Genomic DNA, 19,009 nt, shown 5'->3' on the forward strand with positions numbered 1-19,009 from the left:
GCGTACGCCCCCGCGTGTGCGCCCGGCATCCCGGCCAAGCGCCGCGAGCCGACCGGGCGCCGGAAACCGGCCCCGCCGCGACGGCGGGACATGGTGTTTAATTGCGAGCTGTTCGCAATAACGTTTTATCTTCAGTACCAGTGAGTATGGGGACAAGGAGTGCCATGAAGACGGCCCGCACCGTACGCACGGTGGCCGCCGCAGCGACGGCCTCCGCGCTGCTCGTCGGCACCGCGGCCTGCTCGGACCCGAGTGCCGACGACGGTGGCGCCGCCACGGACACGCTGACCGTCGGCATAGCCCAGGAGCCGGACACGCTCAGCCCGCTGCTGGGCTACGGCAAGGACGGCAACTCGAAGATCTTCGACGGGCTGCTGCGGCACGACACCGACATGAACCTCAAGCCCGCGCTCGCCGTGCGGCTGCCCGAGGTGAGCGCCGACGGCAAGACGTACACCTACACCCTGCGCAAGGGCGTGGAGTTCAGCGACGGCACCCCGTTCAGCGCGGACGACGTCGTCTTCACCTACCGGACCGTGCTCGACGAGAAGACCAACAACCCCAGCCGCGGCGAACTCGACGCGATCAAGAGCGTCGAGGCCAAGGGCGAGCGGGGCGTCGTCTTCACGCTCAAGTACCCCTACGCCGCCTTCGCCGAGCGCACCGTGCTCCCCATCGCCTCCAAGAAGGCCGCAGGCGGACAGGACGTCAACACCGGCTCGTACAACACCAAGCCCGTCGGCACCGGCCCCTACCTCGTCTCCGGCTGGAGCAAGGGCGAGAAGCTCAGCTTCAAGGCCAACCCCGGCTACTGGGGCGGCGCGCCCAAGGTGAAGAAGTTCACCATGGCAATCATCAACGACGACGACGTGCGCGCCACCAGGCTGCGCGCGGGCGACCTCGACGCCGCCGTCCTGCCGCCCAACCTCGCCAAGACGTTCAAGGGCGACTCGGACAAGCGGACGCTGGCCGCGAAGAGCGCCGACTACCGCGCCGTCACCCTCCCGACGGCCAACAAGGTCACCGGCGACTCCGCGATCCGCCGCGCCCTGGACCTGGCCGTCGACCGCGAGGCCATGGTCAAGTCGATCCTGGAGGGCGCCGGGAAGGCGGCCTACGGACCGGTGCCCGCGGACAGCCCCTGGTTCGCCCAGGGCACCGAACGCGAGCACGACCTCGACGGTGCGCGGCGCATCCTCGACGAGGCGGGCTGGAAGAGCGGCAAGGGCGGCGTACGGGCCAAGGACGGGCAGCGCGCGGCGTTCAACCTGCTCTACCCGGCGGGCGACCGGCTCCGCCAGGAGCACGCCCTGGCCTACGCCACCGACGCCAAGAAGGCGGGCATCGACATCACCGTCGAGTCCGGCAGCTGGGAGGTCATCGATCCGCGGATGAAGAAGGACGCGGTCCTGGCGGGCGGCGGCAGCCCCGCGGACCCCGACTTCGACCTCTACACCCTGCTGCACTCCACGCTCGCGCTGGACGGCTACAACAACATGGCCGCCTACGACAACCCCAAGGTCGACACAGCCCTGGAGAAGGCGCGCGAGAGCGACGACAAGGGCGCGCGCGAGAAGGCGTACGCCACCGTCCAGGAGGAGCTGGCCAAGGACCCGGGCTACACCTTCCTCACCCACATCGACCACCTCTACGTCATGTCCGACCGCTGGACGGGCGTCAGCACGCAGGTCGAGCCGCACGACCACGGTCTGAGCCACGGGCCCTGGTGGAACGTCGAGGACTGGCAGCCGAAGAAGTGAGCGCACCGCAGCGCACGGCCGTCCCCGTCCCCGCCTCGAAGGGGACGGGGACGGCCGCGCCCGGCGCCGGACGCCGCAGGGCCATGGCCCGGCTGGCCGGCCGCAGGCTGCTGGCCGCGGTACCCGTGCTGCTCGCGGTGACCTTCGGCGTGTTCGCGCTGGCCGCCGCCTCGCCCTTCGACCCGGTGGCCCAGTACGCGGGGACGGCCGGGCGCAGCGCGTCCCAGGAGACGCTGGACGAGCTGCGGGAGAACCTGGGCGCCGACGGCTCGTTCGTGCGGCAGTGGTGGCAGTGGCTGACCCACGCCCTGACCGGCGACCTCGGCGACTCGCACGCCCTGCGGCAGCCCGTCGCCGAGGTGATCGGCGAGCGCATCGGCTGGTCCGTGCTGCTGTGCGCGGTCGCCTTCGTGCTCGCCGTCGTGCTGGGCACCGGGCTGGGCGTGGCCGCCGCCCACCGCCGGGGCGGCCTGTTGGACCGCTGCGTCACCGGCCTGTCCTACCTGCTCCAGGCCGCGCCGCCGTTCTGGACGGGCCTGCTGGCGGTGTGGCTCTTCGCCCTGCAACTGGGGATCTTCCCGGCGGGCGGGCTCTCCGACACCGGCAGCGACACCGTGACCGCCGGTGCGCTGCTGAACCACCTGGTGCTGCCCGCCGCCGTCCTCGCGCTCTCCCAGCTGCCGTGGTTCGCGCTGTACGTCCGCCAGGGCGTCGCGGACGCGCTGGAGGAGGACCCCGTACGCGGCGCCAGGGCGCGCGGCCTGCGCGGGCGCACCGTGCTGCTCGGGCACGCGCTGCGCTCCGGCCTGCTCCCCGTACTGACCCTGATCGGCTCCCGCGTCCCCGAACTGATCACCGGCGCGCTGCTGGTGGAGACCGTCTTCTCCTGGCCGGGCATCGCCTCCGCCACCGTCGAGGCCGCGACCGCGGCCGACTTCCCCCTGCTGGCCGCGCTCACGGTGCTCGCCACCCTCGCGGTGCTGGCCGGGAACCTGCTCGCCGACCTGCTCTACGGGCTGGCCGACCCCCGGGTCGCCTTCGAGGAGATGTGACCCGATGGCTCGCCAAGAACCGTCCCCGGTGGAGAAGGCCCGGCGCACCGGGCCCGGCGGCTGGACGGCCGCCCGTACGGCCGGCTCCGCCCGCGGCACCGGCCGGACCGCCCGCACCCTGCGCGTACGCGTCAGCGCCGTGCTGCTGGCCGCCGTCGTGCTGGCCGTACTGCTCGTGCCGCCGCTCTTCCCGCTGGACCAGCAGGCCGTCGACCTGACCGCCAAGCTCCAACCGCCCTCCTGGGAGCACCCCTTCGGCACCGACAGCCTCGGCCGCGACCTGCTGCTGCGCTGCGTCTACGGGCTGCGCGTCTCGCTGCTGGTCGGGATCGTCGCGGCGCTGGTCGCGAGCGTGCTGGGCACCGCGGTCGGTGCCGCCGCCGGGGCGCTGGGCGGCCGGGCCGACCGGCTGATGATGCGGCTGGTGGACGTCTTCTCCTCGGTGCCGCACCTGATGCTCGGCATCTTCATCGTGGCGATGTTCCGGCCCGGCGTCTGGCCGGTGGTGCTCTCGGTCGGACTCACCCACTGGCTGTCCACCGCCCGGATCGTCCGGGCCGAGGTCCTCTCGCTGCGCTCCCGCCCCTACGTCGACGCGGCCATCTCCGGCGGGGCCTCGCGCACCCGCGTCGCGCTGCGCCACCTGGTGCCGGGAGTGCTGCCGCAGGCCCTGCTGGCCGCCGTGCTGATGGTGCCGCACGCGATCTGGCACGAGTCGGCGCTGTCCTTCCTCGGGCTCGGACTGCCCGCCCACCTCGCCAGCCTGGGCGGGCTCACCGAGGCGGCGCGCGGGTCGCTGCTCGCGGGCGACTGGTGGCCCACCCTCTTCCCCGGCCTCTTCATCATCATCCCCACCCTGGCCATCGCGGGTCTCGCGGGTGCCTGGCGGGAGCGGATCAACCCGCGGCGCCGATCGGAGCTGATGCTGTGAACCCCCCGAGCACGCTGCCGCCCCCGGACACGCTGCCGCCCCCGGACACGCTGCTGTCCGTGACCGGTCTGTCCGTGCGCTTCCGCATGCGCGGCGGCCGACACGTCAACGCCGTCACCGACGTCTCCTTCGACCTGGCCGCGGGGGAGTGCCTCGCGCTGGTCGGCGAGAGCGGCTGCGGAAAGTCCGTGCTGGCCTCCGCGCTGCTGGGCCTGCTGCCCGGCAACGCCCAGCTGCGCGGCGGCGCACGGCTCGCCGACGGGCTCGACCTGGTCGAGGCGGACGAGCGCACGATGGCGGGCACCGTACGCGGGCGGCGGCTCGGCCTCGTCCCACAGAGCCCCGCCGCGCACCTGTCGCCGGTACGGACGGTGCGGTCGCAGCTGGCGGAGACCGTCCACGAGCTGACCGGCACGCCCCGCCGCGAGCTGGACGCCGCCGTACTCGCCGCCGCCGAGCGCGCCGCCTTCCCGGCGGACCACCTGGAGCGCTACCCGCACCAGCTCTCCGGCGGCCTGGCCCAGCGCGCGGCGACGGCGCTCGCGCTGGTCGGGGACGCGCCGCTGCTGATCGCCGACGAACCGACGACGGGCCTCGACCGCGACCTGATCGAGCACACCGTCGCCGAACTGCGCCGGCACGCCGACGACGGCCGGGGCCTGCTGATGATCACCCACGACCTGGCGGCGGCCGAGCGGATCGCCGACCGGGTGGCGGTGATGTACGCGGGCCGGGTGGTCGAACTCGCCCCGGCGAACGAGTTCTTCGGGGAGCCGGGCCCCCGCCACCCGTACGCGCACGGGCTGCTGGCCGCCCTCCCGGAGCGGGACTTCCGCCCCATCCCCGGCATGCCGCCGGAACTGGGCGCACTGCCCGAGGGCTGCGCGTTCGCGGCCCGCTGCGACCACGCGGCGGACGCCTGCGCGCGGATACCCGAGTTGACGGACGGCACCGCCTGCCACTTCCCGCTGCCACCGGCCGCCGGGGCGCCGGGTGCGGCCGTACGGCTGCCGGTGGCAGCGGCGCCGGGGGAGAAGCGGTGACCGGCCCCGAAGCACGGTCCGCGGCCGAGTCCGGGGCGCCGCCCGCGTCCGGGCCCGCCGCCGTGCTCCAGCCGTCGGACGCGCCCGCATCCCCCGCATCCCCCGCGCTCGAGCTGCGCGGCATCACCGCGGGTTACGACCGCCGCGCCCCCGTCCTGGCGGACGCGACGCTGACCGTCGAGTCCGGCGAGGCCGTGGCGCTGCTCGGACCGAGCGGCTGCGGCAAGTCCACGCTGGCGCGCGTGGCCGCGCTGCTGCACGAGCCCTGGGCGGGCAGCGTGCTGCTCGACGGGGAGCCCGCGCGCGGCTGGCGGCACCGTGCGCCGCGCGCGCAGCGCATCCGCGTCGGCGTCGTCTTCCAGCAGCCGCGGCAGGCCGCCGATCCGCGGCTGACGCTGAGCCGCCTGATCGCCGAGCCGCTGCGCGCCAACGGGCGCGGCGCCGAGGCGGCGGAGCGGTGCGCCGTGCTGGCGCGCTCGGTCGGCCTGGACGCCGAGCTGCTCGCCCGGCGCCCGCACGAGGTCAGCGACGGCCAGTTGCAGCGCGCCTGTCTGGCGCGCGCGCTGGCGCTGCGGCCCCGGCTGCTGGTGTGCGACGAGATGACCGCGATGCTGGACGCCTCCACCACGGCCGCGCTGGTCGCGGTGGTGGAGGAGTACCGCGCGGAGAGCGGCGCGGCGCTGCTGGCGGTCGGCCATGACCGGACGCTGCTGGAGCGCTGGTGCGACCGGACGGTGGAGCACGGCGCGGCAGCGGAGCACGGCGGGGAAGCGGAGCACGGCGCGGCGGCACCGGGCGGGAGCTGACCGCGCGCCGTCGGCCTGGCCCTCTTTGGCGCGGCGGGCGGACACTGGAGGCGGGGCCCGCCGCGGAGCGCGGCGGGACCGGCCGTCGGAAGGTGGTGACACCCATGCCGCACCGCAGCCCGAAACGCCCGCGCACGGCACCGCCGGAGCCCGTACCGAGGTCGCGCTCCGGGGTCATCGGGCGACGCTGGGAGCGCACCGGTACCGAGCCGGTCACCGCCCGCAGCGCGCTGCGGGTGCGCTATCTGCTCTCGGTGATCTTCCTGCCGCTGTTCGTCGCCGCCACCGGCGCCTTCTGGTACTGGATGAGCCGCAGCGGCCCCTCGGACGCTCCGAGTGAGGGGTCGCTGCGGCTGCTGACGGTGACGTGCGCGGCACTCGCGCTCTTCGCCCTGGTCGACCTCGTGGTCGTGGTGCGCCGGCGGCGGCGCGAGCGGCCGGCTCCTCAGATGCCGACGCCGCGCCCCCGGAGGTAGGCGAGCGGGTCGATGTCCGTGCCGTATCCGGGGCCTGTGCGCACCTCGAAGTGCAGATGCGGGCCCGAGGAGTTCCCGGTGGTGCCCGAACGGCCCAGCCGCTGGCCGGAGTTGACGGCCTGGCCGGCGCGCACGGAGATCGCCGAGAGGTGGGCGTACTGGCTGTACTTGCCGTCGTTGTGCCGCAGCACCACCTGATAGCCGTAGCTCCCCGCCCAGCCCGCCGAGACCACCGTCGCGTTGCTCACGGCCTTGACGGTCGTGCCTGTGGAGACGGGGAAGTCGACGCCCGTGTGGTAGCCGGACGACCAGCTGGCGCCCGATGCGCGGTACGCGGTGCTCGGGCTGACGCCGCTGACCGGGGCGCTGGCCTTGGCGGAGGAGACCTGCTTGGACTCCTGCTTCGGCGCGGGTCTGGGCTTCGGTTTCGGCTTGGCCTCCTGCTTGGGCGCGGGCTGCGGCTTGGGCGCGGCCTTGGGCGGCGCCTTCGGCTGGGCCTGCTGCTTGGGTGCGGCCTGCTTGGGTGCGGCCTGCTTCGGAGCCTCCTGCTTGGGTGCGGCTTGCTTGGGCGCGGCCTGCTTCGGCGCGGCCTGCTTGCGTGCCGGTTGCTCGGGCCGCACCTCCGGGCGCGGTGCGACGGCCGGGCCCGTCAGCCGGAGCCGGTCGCCCGGGTGGATCAGGTCGGGGTCGCCGCCGACGGTGTCGCGGTTGCGCTCGTACAGCGACTGCCAGCCGCCGTTGACGTCCTGGTCCTGGGAGATGGAGAAGAGCGTGTCGCCGCCGACGACCTCGTACGTCGTGGCCTTCTTCTGCCGCTCCGCCCTGGCCTGCTCGGCGCGCGCGGCCTTGGCCGCCGCGTCCGGCTCGGCCGCCCGGCCGGAGTCGTCCCCCGCGGCGGACCGCTCCGCCTTCGCGGTGCCCGCCGACGCGGGGCGCGGATCGGGCTTCGGGGCCGGCGCCGCCGGAGCGTCGCGGCTCAGACCGGCCTGGGGCCCGCAGTTCGGCCAGGCGCCGGGGCCCTGGCCGTCGAGCACCTTCTCCGCGATCGCTATCTGTTCGGCCTTGGTGGCCTGATCGGCCCGGGGCGCGTACTGCGTGCCGCCGAACGCCTCCCAGGTGCTCTGGGTGAACTGGAGGCCGCCGAAGTAGCCGTTCCCGGTGTTCACCGCCCATCTGCTGGTGCTCTCGCACTCCGCGACCTTGTCCCAGGTGTCCTCCGGTGCCGCCTGTGCGACACCCGCTCCCACCAGAGGCAGGGCCAGGCCCGCGCCTCCGGCGGTCACCGTCAGGGAGGCGCGGGTGACGGAACTCGGCTTGTAGCGGCGATGACGTCCTCGTGCAGGCACAGACATGTCCTCCCTACGCCCGTACGGCGTCGTGCTGCGGCAACGGGGCTCCCCAGGCGGGGGAGTTGGCGAGCAGGCCAAACACTACGGGGCGGTCAAACCCGCCCACAAGGCCCGCTCGGGGGCACGGGCGGCCGGTGCCGTGCGCCCCCTCGCGACGTGGTGCGCGGGTCACAGGTCTATGCCCCGGTCCCGTGCGCGGCGGCGGGCCGCCTGGTCGGCGCCCGTCTCCTCCAGGTAGACCTCGCACACCAGCCGTCCGGTGCTGGAGAGATTGTGCTCCAGCTCGTACAGGCTCATCTCGGTGCCGTCCGCGAGCAGGAACGCGTGCTCGTAGACCGAGCACCACACCTGGAACGGCGGCGCGCACGCGTGCGGCTTGGGCACGTGCACGATCTCGTGCCCGCACGCGGTGGAGAGCAGCCGCAGGGTCTCCTCGCCGGGCCGGTCGGAGTTCTCGGCGCGGCGCATCAGCCGCCGGGCGTGGTCGGGGGAGTCGCCCTGGTGGTAGTCGCGGGCCCGGGCGGCCTGGCCCGCGGCGGCCAGGAAGTCGACGAAGCCGCGCCCGGGGAGCGCTGGGTCCGGGCCGTGCGCACCGGAGGGGCCCTCGCCGGAGGCGGTGCCGGTGCCGGACCCGTCGGCGCGGTGCGCGCCGCCCGCGCCGGTGCCGCCGGCGCCGCCCGTGCCGCCCGTGCCGCCCGAGTCGGCGCCGTCCAGCGCGGGATGCGCCCGGCGCCGGGCGAGCCGGAGCGGCTCCTCGCGGTCGTAGATCTCGTACCACGGCGGGCCGTCGTCGCCGCCGCTCTCCAGCCGCAGCTCCCACAGCGACACCGAGTGCCCGTCGGCCAGCAGGAAGACGTGCCGGTAGGTGCTGCAACGCGCCGCCGGCGGTGGGGCGTTGCGGTGGTGCCAGCCCTGGAGTTCGACGTGGCACAGCACGGCCTCGCCCAGCAGGGCGAGGGTGAAGTCCGCGACGTCGAACGGGTTCTGCGCGCGGGCGAGCAGCATCCGCAGATGCTGCGACGGTGTCGCGTCCACTGCCTCGCCCATGCGGATTCCTCCCGGCCCCGGCCCTGCCCGGCCTTCGATCCACCCCCGCGAGCACTCACGGTAGCGCTCCGGATGCGGTGCGCGTGGGCTTTCGGCGGAACTCGGGCCGCGGAGGCGGAGCTTGCCCTGCCGGTAGGGCGGTCGGCCCGACCGCCGGTGACGCGTGAGCCGCCCCCTGGCGGGCATCACAGCTGGGGCCGCGTCCTCGCACGTGGCCGGTCGGAAGCGGGCCGACGGGCGCGGCTTCTGACGCCTGGCGACGTGAGGAGAGGGCCGCCGTGACCACACTGCCCCTGGGCTACGAGTCGTACTGGATGCTCTCCGCCACCGGCGATCCCCACCCGCCGCTCGCCCCCGACAGCGTGACGGAGGTGGACACCGTGGTCGTCGGTGCCGGGATCGCCGGGCTGTCCGTCGCCTGGGAGCTGGCTCGCGCCGGACAGGCCGTCGCGGTACTGGAGTCCGACCGGATCGCCGCCGGGGTGACGGGCCACACCGCCGGGAAGCTCTCCGCGCTGCACGGCTTCGTCTACGCGCCGCTGCGTGGTACACACGGCGCGGACGGGGCGCGGCTGTACGCCCGTTCGCAGCTGGACGCGGTGGAGCACGCCGTGGCGGTGGCCGGACTGCTGGGCGTGGGGCGGGAGATGGAGCGTCGCCCCTCGTACACCTTCGTGGAGTCCCCGGAACACGAGGACCCGATGCGGGCCGAGGCGGCGGCGGCCCGCGAGGCGGGGCTCCCCGCCTTGTACGTGACCGGGAGCGGGCTGCCCTTCCCGGTGCGCGGCGCCGTACGCCTGGAGGGTCAGATCCAGTTCCACCCACGCCGGTACCTGCTGGCGCTGGCGCGCGATCTGCGGCGGAGCGGCGGCCTCATCCACGAGCGCACCCGTGTGGTGGGCCTGGAGCAGGGCGAGCCGTGCCGGGTCACCGCGGAGAACGGCGCGGTCGTGGCGGCCCGCGACGTGGTGGTGGCCACGCACTACCCCGTCTTCGACCGGGCGCTGATGTTCTCCCGGCTCACCCCCCGCCGCGAGCTGGTGATCGCGGCGACGCTGCCGCCGCGCGACGACCCCGGCGGCATGTACCTCACCCCGGAGCGGCACACCCGCTCCGTGCACACCGCGCCCTACGGTCCGCCCGGCGGCGAGCGGCTGCTGGTGGTCACGGGGGAGAAGTTCATCCCCGGCACGGCCGGCATCGGCTCGGTCAACGCGCGCTACGAGCGCCTGGCGGCCTGGACCTACGAGCACTTCCCCGCCGCGCGGCTCGTGCACCGCTGGGCCACCCAGGACAACGAGACCACCGACCTGCTCCCCTACATCGGCCGCTTCCACCCCGCCGCGCAGCACACTTACGTGGCCACCGGCTTCGGCGGCTGGGGCATGAGCAGCGGCGTCCTGGCCGGGCGGCTGCTGGCCGCGCACATCACCGGCGCCCGGCTGCCCGCGTGGGCCGGCCTCTACGACCCGGTCCGACTGCGGCCGAGGGAGACCCCGGCGCTGCTGCGGCGCCAGTCGACGGTCGCCCGGCACTTCCTCGGCGACCGCCTCAGCTCCTCCTACGTCGACTCGCCCGAGGAGATCGCGCCGGGCGCGGGCGCGATCGTGCGGATAAGGGGCCGGCGCTGCGCGGTCCACCGGACCGCCGAGGGGGAGGTGCGGGCGCTGTCGGCGCGCTGCACGCATCTGGGCTGCCTGGTCCGCTTCAACGACGCGGAGGGTGCGTGGGAGTGCCCGTGCCACGGGTCGCGCTTCGCGGTGGACGGCACGGTGATCCAGGGGCCCGCCACCCGGCCGCTGGAATCCCGTGATGATCTGACCGGGTGACGCGGGCGTGCGGATCGCGGGTCGCGGGCGGGCGCCGGGAAGGGTCTTGCGCAGGCCGTCCATCCGCGGAGGTGTGCTGTGTCGTCGTCAGAGTGCTCAGGACCGGAGGCCTTCGGCCCCCGTGACCGGCCGGGCCGCCCCCGCCGTACGGGCAGGCCGCGGCGCGCCCTGGTCGCGGCGGGGGTGTGCGCCACGCTGGTCTGCGGCGCCGCCGTCGGCGCGGACGCGGTGCGGCTGCCGCTGGCGCTCGCCGTGCCGCGTACCGACGTCTTCGGGCCCGGCAAGCGGCCTGCGGACGGTCCCGGCCTCAACTTCCTGCTCGTCGGCCTCGACCGGCGCGCGGGCATGTCGGACGCCGAGAAGGACCGCCTGCACGTCAACGGCGAGCAGTGCGACTGCACCGACACCATGATGCTGCTGCACGTCTCGGCCGACCGCCGCCGGGTCAGCACGGTGAGCATCCCCCGCGACTCCTACGTGCCCTTCCCCCGCCCCGCCGCTGCCGCCCCGGCTGCCGGGTCCACTCCGCCGGGCAAGCCGTTCCCCCGGGCCGGGAAGATCAACGGTGCCTACAAGCTGGGCGGCCCCGCGCTGACGGTGCGCACCGTGGAGGCGGCCACCGGGGTGCGCGTCGACCACTACCTGGAGGCGGACTTCACCCGTTTCGTGCGGACGGTCGACGAGCTGGGCGGCATCACCGCCTGCACGAGCAAGCGGCTGCGGGACAAGGACTCCGGACTCTCCCTCGGTCCCGGCACCCACCGGCTCGACGGCCGCACCGCCCTGCGCTACGCCCGCGCCCGCCACATCGCGCCCTCCGGCGACCTGGGCCGGGTGCGGCGCCAGCAGCGGCTGATCGCCGAGACGCTCGACCACTTCCACGACCAGGGCGTCTTCAAGGACCCGGTGGCGCTCGCCCGCACGGCGCACGCGCTGCTGGACACCCTCCGCGCCGACGAGAACCTCACCACCGCGCGGCTGCGCACCCTGGGCCGGGCGCTGCACGGGCTGACCTCCGCGCATACCGAGTTCGCCACCGTGCCCATCGCCGAGTTCGACCACCGGGTGCCGGGCTGGGGCTCCACGCTCGCCTGGGACCGGAAGCGGGCTGGCCGGCTGTTCGCGGCGCTGCGCGAGGACCGCCCGCTGACCGACGGGCGGGCGTACGCGCAGCCCGCGCCCGGCGTGCCGGTGGCCTGGCCGCCCCAGGAGATCGAGCTGCGGGTGCGGGCGGCACCCGGCCGCGTGGAGGCGGCCGCAGCGCTGGAGCGGGGCCTGCGCGCGGAGGGGTTCCAGGTACGCACCGGGCTGCCCGCCGCCCCCGGCGGGGCGCCGGACGGCGGCACGCCCGTGCGCACCCGCGTCCTGTACGACCCGCACTGGGAGCGGCAGGCGGTCACGCTGGCCGCCGCCCTGCCGGGGGCCGAGCTGCGGCCGGCCGAGGGGCGTTCGCGTGTCTTCGAGGTGCGCCTGGGCAGCGGGCGGCAGCCGGTCGCCCGGATCGTCCACGACCGCAGCAGCGTGGAGGGCGCCCCGGTGGCGGGGGACGAGCTGGACTGCGACGACCCGGTGCGGTAGGCGGCGCCGACCGCGCCCGCGCGGCTCAGCACCTGCCGCGGAAGGTGCGGCGCAGGTCCTCGACCCAGCGGTCGGGCAGCTCCCAGGGGATGAAGTGGCCGCCGCCCTCGTGTGCGGTGAGGTTGACGTGCCGGTACCACTCGGCACGGTCGCCGTCGAGCCAGTTCCGGACGCGCTCCTGGGGGGTGCTGACACCGGGCGGGTCCTCGTGGCCGACGAAGGTGATGCCGGTGGGGGCCTCGATGGCCGGCCGGCGGTCGTGCGAGGGGGTCCAGGGGTAGCGGTTGGCGTTGGCGTAGTAGCGCATCGAGGTGCCGATGGTGTTGCCCGCCCAGAAGATCGTGGCGTGGGTGAGGAGGTCGTCCTTGGAGAAGACGTCCTCCACGCTGCCGCCGGGGTGGCCGCTCCAGGTGTCCCAGCGCTCCAGTATCCAGGCGAGCAGGCCGACGGGCGAGTCGCTCAGCCCGTAGGCGAGTGTGCTGGGCGCGAGCATGTGGGCGGCCAGGTGGACGGCGAACCGCCGCTCCAGCGCGACGAGCCGCCGGTGCACGGGCCCGGGCAGACCCTCGGGGATCGGCCGGCCGCCGCTGAGATCCCAGGCCCGGTCGCCGTTGAAGAAGGTGAGCTTCTGGCCGGAGCCGATGTGGATGCCGTGCAGCGCGTCGGCGTACTTGTGGCCGAGCTGGCCGGTGACCAGCGCGCCGACGTCGCATCCGGCGGCGGCGTACGTGCGGTGGCCGAGCGTGTCGGTCATCAGGGTGTGCCAGAGGTCGGCGACCTTCCAGAAGTTCATGTCGGGGTGGTCCGGCAGCGGTGCGGAGAAGCCGAAGCCGGGCAGGGAGGGGACGATGACGTCGAACGCGTCGGCCGGGTCCCCGCCGAAGGCAGCCGGGTCGGCGAGGGCGTCGACGACCTTGGACCAGTGCCAGAAGGTCCAGGGCCAGCCGTGCGTGAGGATGAGCGGCGTGGGAGCGGGGCCGACACCGGGCCTGCGCATGAAGTGGACCGGGACGCCGTCCACCCGCACCTGGTAGTGCTCGTAGGCGTTGATCCCGGCTTCGGCCCGGCGCCAGTCGTAATCGTGCAGCCAGTGGTCGGCCAGCTCCTGGAGGTAGCTCCGCCGGACGCCGTAGAACCCGTCGTCGTTGCCCGCGTCGTCGGGCCACCGGGTGAGCCGCAGCCGCGTGGCGAGGTCGTCCAGCACGGCGTCGGGGACGTGTACGGGCTGGGGGACCAGCGAAAAGGGTGCGGGGCCTGTCATGAGGTTCCTTTCCGGGACGGGGCACGCGACGGGGCCGGGGGTCAGCGCGCCGCGTCCTCCATGAGCGCGGCCATCCGGGCCAGCGCGGGCAGGGCGGCGTCGATGGCGTGCCGTTCCTCGGGGGTCAGCTGGTCCGCCATCTCCGCGAACCGGCGTACCCGGTCCTCGTGCCGGGTCCGGATGACGTGTGCGCCTGCGGGGGTCACCCGGACAAGGACCGCGCGGCGGTCCTCCGGGTCCGGGCAACGCTCCACCAGCCCGTCGCGCTCCAGCCGGCTGACGAGCTGGGTGATGGCGGGCTGGGTGATCTGCTCGGTCACCTTCAGCGCGGTCAGCCGCATCGGGCCGTGGTGGGTCAGGGTGTGCAGGACCGACAGCGTGGTGAAGGTGTGCTTCTCGGTGCTGGGCAGCCGGATGGAACTGCGGGTGAACCGCCCCAGCACGGTGGCGAGTTCGTCGGCGTCGAGACCGGGGCGGTGCGGTGGTGGCATGGCCTCAACGTATCACCAACTTATTTAATCTGCTTATGTAATTTGCCCGTGAGTCTGGCGAGCCTCATGACCTGCATCGCCGCGTCCAGCTCCGGCCCCCACGCCCGTCAGACGTGCGCCGTGGCCGTCCACACCGCCGCGACCCGGGCCGCCAGCCGCACGTTCCCGCGTACCGCTGCGACGACGGCCTCCTCCGCCGCGCCGCCGGTGTGCCGCACGAGGTGGTCCAGCAGGTACGGGGTGACCGCCTGCCCGGTCACCCCGTCCCGCTCGCAGGCGGCGAGCGCGTCCGCGAGCACCCGGTCGTGCGTCGCCGGGTCGAGCTGCTCCCCGGCCGGTACCGGATTGCCCACCACCAGCGCCGTGTCCGGCCCGCCCAGCACGTCCTGCGCGCGCATCGCGGCGGCGATGTGGCGCGGGTCCTCGACCGTCCAGCCGACCGGTTCGCCGGAGCTGGCCAGGCAGCAGGCGGGGAAGGTGCCGGTGCGGTAGCCCAGCACCGACACTCCCAGGGTCTCCAGCCGCTGGAGCGTGGCGGGCACGTCCAGGACCGAGTGCACCCCCGCGCACACCACCGTGATCCGCGTGCGGGCGAGCAGGTGCAGATCGGCGGACTCGTCGTGCGCCTGGGGCCAGCCCCGGTGCACGCCGCCGAGCCCGCCGGTGGCGACGACCCGGATGCCCGCGTGCGCGGCGAGGAAGGCGGTGCCCGAGAGGGTGGTCGCGCCGCTGGCGCCCGCCGCCATCGCGGGGGCGAGGTCGCGGCGGCCGAGCCTGCGCAGCCGGCCGTCCTCGGTGATCCGCTCCAGCTGCGCCTTGTCCAGCCCGATGTGCGGCCGTCCGTCCAGCACCGCCACGGTGGCGGGCACCGCCCCCGCGGCCCGTACGGACTCCTCCAGCTCCGCGGCCACCGCCAGGTTGCGGGGGTGCGGCAGGCCGTGCGCGAGGAGGCTCGACTCCAGGGCCACCACGGGGCGTCCGTGCGCCTTCGCGTCCCGTACTTCGTCCGCCAGCGCGAGGGTCATCGCGGGTTCCCTCCGTATATCGTCAGGATTATGTGCAGAAGCATCAAGACACTCCGTCCCCCGTACGCCGAGTCCGTAACCGAGGAGGACACGCGGGCCGCCGCTTTGCAGTACGTGCGGAAGGTGTCCGGTTTCCGGGAGCCCGCGCCGCACAACGCCGCCGCCTTCGAGCGCGCGGTCGACCAGGTGGCGGCGGCCACCACCGAACTGCTGGACACCCTGGTGGTGCGCGGCCGCTGACCGGCGGTGCCCGGGGCTCAGCGGTCCTTCGCCCGGCTGGGCTGCACCCGCTTGGGCTCGCCCGCCATCTTCGGATGGTCGGGCGGATAGGGCAGGTCACCCAGGCCGTGGTCGTGTTCGTGCCGCTCGGCCAGCTCCAGCACGGCGTCCAGGCGGCACGGCTCGTCCGCCATCCCGGCGTGCACGTCGCCCACCGCGGCGTAGCGCTCCGGCATGGTCGCCAGGTCGAAGTCCTCGGGGCGGGCGTCGGCCACCTCGTCCCAGCGCAGGGGCGCGGACACCCGGGCGCGCGGGTGCGGGCGCACGGAGTAGGCGCTGGCGATGGTGCGGTCGCGGGCGGTCTGGTTGTAGTCCACGAAGACCTTGGCGCCGCGCTCCTCCTTCCACCAGGCGGTGGTCACCCGCTCCGGCATCCGCGCCTCCAGCTCGCGGCCCACGGTGATCGCGGCCCGGCGCACCTGCGTGAAGGTCCACTCGGGGGCGATGGGCACGAAGAGGTGCAGGCCGCGCCCGCCGGAGGTCTTGGGCCAGGCGTGCAGCCCCAGGTCCTCCAGGATCGGGCGCAGCTCACGGGCGGCGCGCAGCGCGTCCTCGTAGGTGGTGCCGGGCTGCGGGTCGAGGTCGATCCGCAGTTCGTCCGGGTGCTCGGTGTCGGCACGGCGTACGGGCCAGGGGTGGAAGGTGAGGCAGCCCAGGTTCGCGGCCCACAGCACGGCGGCGGCCTCGGTGGGGCAGATCTCGTCCGCGTGCCGGCCGCTGGGGAAGGAGATACGGGCGGTGGGAATCCACTCGGGGAGGTTTCGGGGCGCCCGCTTCTGGAAGAAGGACTCGCCCGTCACGCCGTCCGGGTAGCGCTCCAGGGTCGTGGGGCGGTCGTGCAGCGCGCGCAGCACGCCGTCGGCGACGGAGAGGCAGTAGCGGGCGACGTCCAGCTTGGTGAAACCGCGCTCGGGGAAGTACACCTTGTCCGGGTTGGACAGCCTGACCGTGCGCTCACCGACCGTGAGCTGCCGCGCCTCGCTCATGCAAGCACGCTAAGCCGGGCCGTCCGCGTCCGCCTCCCGGCGGGCGCCCGGCGGGAGGCGGCGGCACAATCTTGACCATGGACCTGCCGGTGATGCCGCCCGTGAAACCGATGCTCGCCAAGTCCGCGGCGAAGATCCCGGACGGCATGCAGTACGAGGCGAAGTGGGACGGTTTCCGGGCGATCGTCTTCCGGGACGGCGACGAACTGGAGCTGGGCAGCCGCACCGGCAAGCCGCTCACCCGCTACTTCCCCGAACTGGCCGCTGCCCTGCGCGCCCGGCTCCCGCGGCGCTGCGTGCTGGACGGCGAGATCGTCATCGCCCGAAAGGGGCGGCTCGACTTCGAGGCGCTGCTGGAGCGCATCCACCCCGCGGACTCGCGGGTCCGGCACCTCGCGGAGACCAGCCCCGCCAGCTTCGTCGCGTTCGACCTGCTGGCCGTTGAGGACACCGCGCTGCTGGAAAACCCGCTGACCGAACGCCGGGAACTGCTGGCCGCCGCGCTGCGCGACGCGGAGGACCCGGTCTTCCTCGCCCCGGCCACCCGTGACACCGCGCTGGCACGGAGCTGGTTCGCGCGGTACGAGGGAGCCGGGCTGGACGGGGTGGTCGCCAAGCGGCTCACGCTGCCCTACCGGCCGGGGGAGCGGCTGATGGTGAAGGTCAAGCACGAGCGCACCGCGGACTGCGTGCTGGCCGGGCTGCGGGAGCACAAGAGCGGCCCGGTCGTCGGCTCGCTGCTCCTGGGGCTTCACGACGAGGACGGACGGCTCCAGCACGTCGGCGTCTGCGCCTCCTTCCCGATGCGGCGGCGCCAGGAGCTGATGGAGGAGCTGGCGCCGCTGCGGATGGAGTCGGTGCGCGGCCACCCCTGGGCGGACTGGGCGAGCGGGGAGGCGCACGAGCACAGCAGGATGCCGGGCGCGCCCAGCCGCTGGACGGGCACCAAGGACCTGGGCTGGGTGCCGCTGCGCCCGGAGCGGGTGTGCGAGGTGGCGTACGACCACATGCAGGGCACCCGCTTCCGGCACACCACGCAGTTCCGGCGGTGGCGGCCCGACCGCGACCCGGCGGGGTGCACGTACGCGCAGCTGGAGGAGCCGGTGGGCTACGACCTGGCCGAGGTGCTCGTGCCGCCGGAGCAGGCCGCGGAGCAGGCGTAGGAGCAGGGTTCGGCGCGGCGTCGGGTGTGCGTCGCGCCGCGCGGGAATAGCGGGGGAGGGGAAACCGTTCCGGCGTGTAGTTGAAGAATAAACTACATGGAGGGATGAGTCCGATGCAGTTCGGCATCTTCACCGTCGGCGACGTCACCACCGACCCCACCACGGGCCGCACGCCGACCGAGCACGAGCGGATCAAGGCGATGGTCGCCATCGCGCGGAAGGCGGAGGAGGTCGGCCTCGACGTCTTCGCGACCGGCGAACACCACAACCCGCCGTTCGTGCCGTCCTCTCCCACGACCATGCTCGGGCACATCGCGGCGACGACCGAGCGGCTCATCCTCTCCACCTCCACGACGCTGATCACCACGAACGACCCGGTCAAGATCGCCGAGGACTTCGCGATGCTCCAGCACCTGGCGGACGGACGGGTCGACCTGATGCTGGGCCGCGGGAACACCGGGCCGGTCTACCCCTGGTTCGGCCAGGACATCCGCCAGGGCATCCCGCTGGCCGTGGAGAACTACGCGCTGCTGCACAAGCTGTGGCGCGAGGACGTGGTGGACTGGGCGGGCCGCTTCCGCACCCCGCTCCAGGGCTTCACCGCCACGCCCCGCCCGCTGGACGGCACCCCGCCATTCGTGTGGCACGGCTCGATCCGCAGTCCGGAGATCGCCGAGCAGGCCGCCTACTACGGTGACGGCTTCTTCGCGAACAACATCTTCTGGCCCAAGGGACACTTCCAGCAGCTGATCGATCTCTACCGGCGGCGCTACGCCCACTACGGCCACGGCACCCCCGAACAGGCCGTCGTGGGACTGGGCGGCCAGGCTTTCATCCGGCGCAACTCCCAGGACGCGGTGCGCGAGTTCCGCCCCTACTTCGACAACGCGCCGGTGTACGGCCACGGGCCCTCGCTGGAGGAGTTCACCGAGCAGACGCCGCTGACGGTCGGCAGCCCGCAGGAGGTCATCGACAAGACGCTCACCTTCCGTGAGTCCTTCGGCGACTACCAGCGCCAGCTGTTCCTGATGGACCACGCGGGCCTGCCGCTGAAGACCGTGCTCGAACAGCTCGATCTGCTGGGCGAGGAGGTCGTGCCCGTGCTGCGCAAGGAGTTCGCGGCCGGCCGCCCGGCGCAGGTGCCGGACGGGCCCACGCACGCCGCCCTGGTGGCGCGCGGGGCGGCGGCGGAAGCACCGGCCGCCGCCGGGACCAGCGCCTGAACGGGGGGCGCGCCGCCGAGGCGGCGCGCCCCCACCCCCACCGCACACGAGAACCGCCCGGCGAGTTCCGGGAGACGGGAGAGAGACCATGGACAGGCCGCTGAAGCTCGTCGCCGTCACGGCCGGGCTGAGCAAGCCGTCCTCGACGCGCCTGCTGGCCGACCGGCTGGCGGAGGCGACGGCCCGGCACGCGCCCACCGAGGTACAGGTGATCGAGCTGCGTGACCTGGCCACCGCCGTCGCCCACCACATGGTGACCGGGTTCCCCGGCGCGGACCTGCGGGAGGCGCTGGACGCGGTGGCGGAGGCGGACGGCGTGATCGCCGTGACCCCCGTCTTCACCGCCTCCTACAGCGGGCTGTTCAAGTCGTTCTTCGACGTCATGGACAACACCGCGCTGGAGGGCAAGCCGCTGCTGATCGCGGCGACCGGCGGCACCGACCGGCACTCCCTCGTCCTCGACCACGCGATGCGCCCGCTCTTCGCCTACCTGCGCGCGCTCGTCGTGCCCACCGGCGTCTACGCGGCCTCCGCCGACTGGGGTTCCGAGGGCGACACCCGTACGGACCCGCTCGCCGAGCGCACCGAGCGGGCGGCGAGCGAGCTGGCGGACGCGATGCGGGCGCGGGCGGCGGCGGCCCCGTCGCCCGGCGAGTCCGCGGAGCGGCTGATCCCGTTCGCCGAGCAGCTGGAGGCGCTGCGGGTGTGAG

Annotated in this window: 18 protein-coding genes; 12 read left to right on the plus strand and 6 right to left on the minus strand. The window is 74.3% G+C overall.

Features of this window, described 5'->3' with window-relative positions; genetic code table 11:
• The first annotated feature begins 164 nt into the window (after window positions 1-164).
• From H299_RS0104165 to H299_RS0104190, 6 genes are all read left to right on the plus strand, one after another.
• Window positions 165-1,760 carry an ABC transporter substrate-binding protein gene (locus H299_RS0104165; protein ID WP_037757686.1) on the plus strand — a complete coding sequence of 532 codons (1,596 nt, stop codon included), beginning with the start codon at window positions 165-167 and terminating at the stop codon, window positions 1,758-1,760.
• A gap of 83 nt (window positions 1,761-1,843) precedes the next feature.
• On the plus strand, window positions 1,844-2,812 hold the full coding sequence (locus H299_RS0104170; protein WP_027747386.1) for an ABC transporter permease: 969 nt from the start codon (window positions 1,844-1,846) through the stop codon (window positions 2,810-2,812).
• A gap of 4 nt (window positions 2,813-2,816) precedes the next feature.
• Entirely contained in the window at window positions 2,817-3,743 is a 927-nt protein-coding gene (locus H299_RS0104175; RefSeq protein WP_027747387.1) for an ABC transporter permease, read from the plus strand.
• 86 nt (window positions 3,744-3,829) lie between these two features.
• Window positions 3,830-4,786, plus strand: coding sequence for an ABC transporter ATP-binding protein (locus tag H299_RS32080; protein ID WP_078512497.1), 957 nt, complete (start codon window positions 3,830-3,832; stop codon window positions 4,784-4,786).
• A gap of 62 nt (window positions 4,787-4,848) precedes the next feature.
• Window positions 4,849-5,592: an ATP-binding cassette domain-containing protein gene (locus tag H299_RS32085; protein WP_051262169.1), complete on the plus strand. Its 744-nt coding sequence runs from the start codon at window positions 4,849-4,851 to the stop codon at window positions 5,590-5,592.
• 104 nt (window positions 5,593-5,696) lie between these two features.
• Window positions 5,697-6,068 (plus strand): DUF6343 family protein, encoded by a 372-nt coding sequence (locus tag H299_RS0104190; protein ID WP_027747388.1) that lies wholly within the window; start codon window positions 5,697-5,699, stop codon window positions 6,066-6,068.
• Here H299_RS0104190 and H299_RS0104195 read toward each other — a convergent pair.
• Window positions 6,038-7,414 carry a transglycosylase family protein gene (locus H299_RS0104195; protein WP_027747389.1) on the minus strand — a complete coding sequence of 459 codons (1,377 nt, stop codon included), beginning with the start codon at window positions 7,412-7,414 and terminating at the stop codon, window positions 6,038-6,040. The genes H299_RS0104190 and H299_RS0104195 overlap by 31 nt on opposite strands.
• 171 nt (window positions 7,415-7,585) lie before the next feature.
• Window positions 7,586-8,464, minus strand: coding sequence for a DUF6227 family protein (locus H299_RS39850; RefSeq protein ID WP_027747390.1), 879 nt, complete (start codon window positions 8,462-8,464; stop codon window positions 7,586-7,588).
• Window positions 8,465-8,742: 278 nt separating this feature from the next.
• Between H299_RS39850 and H299_RS0104205 the strand changes: the two genes are divergently transcribed.
• The gene (locus H299_RS0104205; RefSeq protein ID WP_027747391.1) at window positions 8,743-10,293 is read left to right on the plus strand and encodes an FAD-dependent oxidoreductase; all 1,551 of its coding nucleotides are present in this window, start codon (window positions 8,743-8,745) and stop codon (window positions 10,291-10,293) included.
• Between the two features lie 78 nt (window positions 10,294-10,371).
• The gene (locus H299_RS0104210) at window positions 10,372-11,871 is read left to right on the plus strand and encodes an LCP family protein (protein ID WP_027747392.1); all 1,500 of its coding nucleotides are present in this window, start codon (window positions 10,372-10,374) and stop codon (window positions 11,869-11,871) included.
• A gap of 25 nt (window positions 11,872-11,896) precedes the next feature.
• On the opposite strand, the gene H299_RS0104215 is transcribed toward H299_RS0104210, so the two are convergent.
• From H299_RS0104215 to H299_RS0104225, 3 genes are all read right to left on the minus strand, one after another.
• On the minus strand, window positions 11,897-13,132 hold the full coding sequence (locus H299_RS0104215) for an epoxide hydrolase (protein ID WP_027747393.1): 1,236 nt from the start codon (window positions 13,130-13,132) through the stop codon (window positions 11,897-11,899).
• A gap of 41 nt (window positions 13,133-13,173) precedes the next feature.
• Complete coding sequence (locus tag H299_RS0104220; RefSeq protein WP_027747394.1) at window positions 13,174-13,623, minus strand: MarR family transcriptional regulator; 450 nt, start codon at window positions 13,621-13,623, stop codon at window positions 13,174-13,176.
• A gap of 107 nt (window positions 13,624-13,730) precedes the next feature.
• Entirely contained in the window at window positions 13,731-14,648 is a 918-nt protein-coding gene (locus H299_RS0104225) for a pseudouridine-5'-phosphate glycosidase (RefSeq protein WP_027747395.1), read from the minus strand.
• A 30-nt stretch (window positions 14,649-14,678) separates the two neighbouring features.
• Between H299_RS0104225 and H299_RS0104230 the strand changes: the two genes are divergently transcribed.
• Entirely contained in the window at window positions 14,679-14,888 is a 210-nt protein-coding gene (locus H299_RS0104230) for a DUF2277 domain-containing protein (protein ID WP_027747396.1), read from the plus strand.
• Between the two features lie 17 nt (window positions 14,889-14,905).
• On the opposite strand, the gene ligD is transcribed toward H299_RS0104230, so the two are convergent.
• Window positions 14,906-15,913: a non-homologous end-joining DNA ligase gene (ligD, locus tag H299_RS0104235; RefSeq protein WP_027747397.1), complete on the minus strand. Its 1,008-nt coding sequence runs from the start codon at window positions 15,911-15,913 to the stop codon at window positions 14,906-14,908.
• Window positions 15,914-15,990: 77 nt separating this feature from the next.
• Between ligD and H299_RS0104240 the strand changes: the two genes are divergently transcribed.
• The 3 genes from H299_RS0104240 (at window position 15,991) to H299_RS0104250 (ending at window position 19,008) form a co-directional block, all read left to right on the plus strand.
• Window positions 15,991-17,076 (plus strand): ATP-dependent DNA ligase, encoded by a 1,086-nt coding sequence (locus H299_RS0104240; RefSeq protein ID WP_027747398.1) that lies wholly within the window; start codon window positions 15,991-15,993, stop codon window positions 17,074-17,076.
• A 113-nt stretch (window positions 17,077-17,189) separates the two neighbouring features.
• Window positions 17,190-18,299, plus strand: a complete 1,110-nt coding sequence (locus H299_RS0104245; protein ID WP_027747399.1) for an LLM class flavin-dependent oxidoreductase — start codon at window positions 17,190-17,192, stop codon at window positions 18,297-18,299.
• A gap of 88 nt (window positions 18,300-18,387) precedes the next feature.
• On the plus strand, window positions 18,388-19,008 hold the full coding sequence (locus tag H299_RS0104250; RefSeq protein ID WP_037757690.1) for an FMN reductase: 621 nt from the start codon (window positions 18,388-18,390) through the stop codon (window positions 19,006-19,008).
• The last annotated feature ends 1 nt before the right edge of the window (window position 19,009 follow it).

It is taken from the genome of Streptomyces sp. CNH287, assembly GCF_000424825.1.

Excerpts from the sequence above, each read along its gene's own strand:
- H299_RS0104245 (WP_027747399.1), top strand. The coding sequence starts at position 17,190 with ATGCAGTTCGGCATCTTCACCGTCGGCGACGTCACCACCGACCCCACC.
- H299_RS0104165 (WP_037757686.1), top strand. The coding sequence starts at position 165 with ATGAAGACGGCCCGCACCGTACGCACGGTGGCCGCCGCAGCGACGGCC.
- H299_RS32080 (WP_078512497.1), top strand. The coding sequence starts at position 3,830 with ATGCGCGGCGGCCGACACGTCAACGCCGTCACCGACGTCTCCTTCGAC.
- H299_RS0104225 (WP_027747395.1), bottom strand. The coding sequence starts at position 14,648 with ATGACCCTCGCGCTGGCGGACGAAGTACGGGACGCGAAGGCGCACGGA.
- H299_RS0104175 (WP_027747387.1), top strand. The coding sequence starts at position 2,817 with ATGGCTCGCCAAGAACCGTCCCCGGTGGAGAAGGCCCGGCGCACCGGG.
- H299_RS0104190 (WP_027747388.1), top strand. The coding sequence starts at position 5,697 with ATGCCGCACCGCAGCCCGAAACGCCCGCGCACGGCACCGCCGGAGCCC.
- H299_RS0104215 (WP_027747393.1), bottom strand. The coding sequence starts at position 13,132 with ATGACAGGCCCCGCACCCTTTTCGCTGGTCCCCCAGCCCGTACACGTC.
- H299_RS0104170 (WP_027747386.1), top strand. The coding sequence starts at position 1,844 with ATGGCCCGGCTGGCCGGCCGCAGGCTGCTGGCCGCGGTACCCGTGCTG.
- H299_RS0104230 (WP_027747396.1), top strand. The coding sequence starts at position 14,679 with ATGTGCAGAAGCATCAAGACACTCCGTCCCCCGTACGCCGAGTCCGTA.
- H299_RS0104240 (WP_027747398.1), top strand. The coding sequence starts at position 15,991 with ATGGACCTGCCGGTGATGCCGCCCGTGAAACCGATGCTCGCCAAGTCC.
- ligD (WP_027747397.1), bottom strand. The coding sequence starts at position 15,913 with ATGAGCGAGGCGCGGCAGCTCACGGTCGGTGAGCGCACGGTCAGGCTG.
- H299_RS0104250 (WP_037757690.1), top strand. The coding sequence starts at position 18,388 with ATGGACAGGCCGCTGAAGCTCGTCGCCGTCACGGCCGGGCTGAGCAAG.
- H299_RS39850 (WP_027747390.1), bottom strand. The coding sequence starts at position 8,464 with ATGGGCGAGGCAGTGGACGCGACACCGTCGCAGCATCTGCGGATGCTG.
- H299_RS0104220 (WP_027747394.1), bottom strand. The coding sequence starts at position 13,623 with ATGCCACCACCGCACCGCCCCGGTCTCGACGCCGACGAACTCGCCACC.